The following is a 2,798-nucleotide window of genomic DNA, read 5'->3' on the forward strand; positions in this document are numbered from 1 at the left end:
GGCGTTACAATTGGCTCCTGAAAATCCGCGGGTGGTTTTTTCAAAGGCAGAATGGGATATGGGAACGGCACGGTATTTTGGGCAAGATACCGCGCCCTTTTGCAAAGATATTGAACGCTCCTTAGAACTTTTTGCTAAATTTAAGCCAGCGTCGCCCTTTCATCCCAATTGGGGGCAGGATAGGGCTGAGGAGCTAGTTGAAAACTGTAAATCATAACATGAAAAATTTTCTTAGGATATTAAAGATCTCGATTTATATCACCCTTGCCATTACCCTTTTGAACATTGTGTTTTTTACGGAAGGACCCATAACCTGGATGGTTGTACTTGAGTATTTGGGACTATCATTTATGTTCAGTTTTGGACTTACCTTGGTCAATACCTATTATTATGACGGTATTTCAATACGGTATGATTGGGAAACGCAACCGAAAGCCAGACTATGGGCCGGGGCTTTAGGATCGATTGTTATTACAATGCTTGTGTTTGGCCTGTTACGTATTTTTATGGTCGTAGTACTGTATGATCACTCTTGGGATTATTTTTTAGCCAACGAGAGTGCCTCCCCATATATAATAGCTATAATTATTACGGTTCTTATCTCCCTTTTTCTTCATGCCTTCCATTTTTATAAGGCCTTGCAGGAAAAGAAGGTAAAGGAGCAAAAAATTATTGCGGGGACGGCTTCTGCCAAATTCGATGCCTTAAAAAATCAGTTAGACCCCCATTTTCTCTTCAATAGTTTGAATGTGCTGACCAGTTTGATCGAGGAAGATCCTGATCAAGCCCAAAAGTTCACTACGTCACTCTCAAAAGTATATCGTTATGTACTTGAACAGAAAAACAAGGATTTGGTATCCGTTGATGAGGAGTTGCAGTTTGCCAAGACTTATGTAAAGCTGCTGAAAATGCGTTTTGAGGATAGCATTAATTTAGACATCCCCGAACAAAGTACCGATCCCGAAGCGAAGATCGTACCCCTGTCATTGCAGCTATTGCTCGAGAATGCCGTTAAGCATAATATTGTAACCTCTTCAAAACCATTGCGGATCAAGGTATATGAGGAAGATGGGATGCTTGTGGTCAGTAATAACCTGCAAGAAAAACAGGTCGTGAGAAAGAGTAGTGGGGTGGGGCTCCAAAATATACAACAACGCTATGGACTCCTAACGGACCGGAACGTGGAGATATCAAAATCGCAAAGCGAGTTCAAGATGAAATTACCCATGTTAACGAAACAAATTACAACGATGGAAGCACAAAAAACCTATATTAATGATAAACGGTATGAAAAGGCCAAGGAGCATGTAGAACAACTGAAAGGGTTTTATGGAAATCTTTTGGCCTATTGTATTGTCATCCCTTGTTTGGCCATTCTAAACTATAATACCACCAGTTTCCCATGGATCATTTTCCCAACCTTGGGATGGGGATTCGGCGTCACAGTTCATGGGATGGAAGTTTTTGGGTATAATCCGTTATGGGGAAAAAGATGGGAAGAGCGCAAGCTTAGAAAGTTTATGGATGATGATACCTTCTGATCGAACAATCCATCCTTAAAAAATGACAATTGGGTAATCAAAATTTAGTATAACGTGTTTAACCCCATACTTTTATCCTATAAATTAAACAAACCAACAACATTATGGAAACATCGGAAAAAGAAAACAAGTATTATCGGGCCAAGGAAAGGGTAGAAAGTATTAAGAAATTCTATACAGGGTTATTATCGTATTTGTTTTTTATTTCCCTTTTGGCCGGTATAAATTATTGGACAGATGAATGGCGCTATCCATGGTTCCTCTGGGCCGCATTTGGATGGGGTATAGGTTTGATCTTTCAGGCCATCAAGACATTCAGTTTAAATCCTTTTTTTGGAAGGGATTGGGAGGAACGTAAGATCAAGGAATATATGGAGGAAGATGAAAAACAGAAAAGATGGAAGTAATGGAGAACAGTAACAATGACAAATTGAAACGTGCGAAAAAGCGCGTCGAGGAGCTCAAGGGGTTTTATATTCACCTTACCGTATACCTTCTTGTGAACACCTTTATCTCTACGATGAAGATTGTACGTAATTTAGGGGATGGGGAAAGCTTTGGCGAGGCCTTCTGGGATTTCGGTACCTTTGCCGTATGGTTCTTTTGGGGCATAGGCATGTTTTTCCATGGCGTAAAGGTCTTTTCGTACAATCCGTTCTTTGGCAAGAACTGGGAAGAACGGCAGATTCAGAAATATATGGACCAGGATAGAAATGAAGCCGAAAAATACCGCAAATGAAAAATCAGGAAAGTACAGGAGAGAAATATAGCATAGCAAAAAAGCGTATTGAGGATATTAAGCATTTCTATGCACATGTCGTGCTTTTTTTCATAGCAACCATAGTATTGTTGGTGTTCAAGGGAAGGATAACGAATTTCTTGGTTTCAAAAGGGATAACAGATGAAGGTTTTTTGCACTGGGTGGAAGTGAACATTGTTTTACTACCCGTCATTTGGGCCATTGTCTTGATTTTTTTTGGAATAATCTTACTGAGATTCAAGCCTGGTTTTATCAAGAAATGGGAAAACCGTAAGATAAGGCAGTTCATGGATGAGGAGTCAGTAAACAAGGGATAGTAGCAAAAAAACAGCATGGTACATCCTGTGTAAATCAATGTTAATGGCCTATGGCTGTAGACGAACCCTGTATGGATCACAAAAACAGTGCGTATGGAAACAAATAGATCAACTAAGAATGCCGAGGCCCAAAAAAGGGTTAAGGAACTCAAGGGTTTCTATATACATTTGACTATATAT

General features: G+C 39.8%; 4 protein-coding genes and 1 pseudogene. All 5 read left to right on the top strand.

What is annotated here, in order from left to right:
* Positions 1–217 (top strand): annotated as a pseudogene (locus WBM98_RS11020) (hypothetical protein); the annotation flags it as partial.
* A gap of 1 nt (position 218) precedes the next feature.
* A complete protein-coding gene (locus WBM98_RS11025; RefSeq protein ID WP_424366074.1) occupies positions 219–1,541 on the top strand; it encodes a 2TM domain-containing protein in 1,323 nt (440 codons plus the stop codon).
* 104 nt (positions 1,542–1,645) lie between these two features.
* Positions 1,646–1,948 carry a 2TM domain-containing protein gene (locus WBM98_RS11030; RefSeq protein ID WP_424366075.1) on the top strand — a complete coding sequence of 101 codons (303 nt, stop codon included), beginning with the start codon at positions 1,646–1,648 and terminating at the stop codon, positions 1,946–1,948.
* Positions 1,939–2,280 (top strand): 2TM domain-containing protein, encoded by a 342-nt coding sequence (locus WBM98_RS11035; RefSeq protein ID WP_424366076.1) that lies wholly within the window; start codon positions 1,939–1,941, stop codon positions 2,278–2,280. The genes WBM98_RS11030 and WBM98_RS11035 overlap by 10 nt, the downstream gene beginning before the upstream one ends.
* On the top strand, positions 2,277–2,618 hold the full coding sequence (locus tag WBM98_RS11040) for a 2TM domain-containing protein (RefSeq protein WP_424366077.1): 342 nt from the start codon (positions 2,277–2,279) through the stop codon (positions 2,616–2,618). The genes WBM98_RS11035 and WBM98_RS11040 overlap by 4 nt, the downstream gene beginning before the upstream one ends.
* The last annotated feature ends 180 nt before the right edge of the window (positions 2,619–2,798 follow it).

Origin of the sequence: Maribacter sp., assembly GCF_049667165.1 — a bacterium.
In the GTDB taxonomy this organism is placed as follows: domain Bacteria; phylum Bacteroidota; class Bacteroidia; order Flavobacteriales; family Flavobacteriaceae; genus Maribacter_A.

Coding starts and splice junctions, on each gene's coding strand:
- WBM98_RS11025 (WP_424366074.1), top strand. CDS start 219: ATGAAAAATTTTCTTAGGATATTAAAGATCTCGATTTATATCACCCTT.
- WBM98_RS11030 (WP_424366075.1), top strand. CDS start 1,646: ATGGAAACATCGGAAAAAGAAAACAAGTATTATCGGGCCAAGGAAAGG.
- WBM98_RS11035 (WP_424366076.1), top strand. CDS start 1,939: ATGGAAGTAATGGAGAACAGTAACAATGACAAATTGAAACGTGCGAAA.
- WBM98_RS11040 (WP_424366077.1), top strand. CDS start 2,277: ATGAAAAATCAGGAAAGTACAGGAGAGAAATATAGCATAGCAAAAAAG.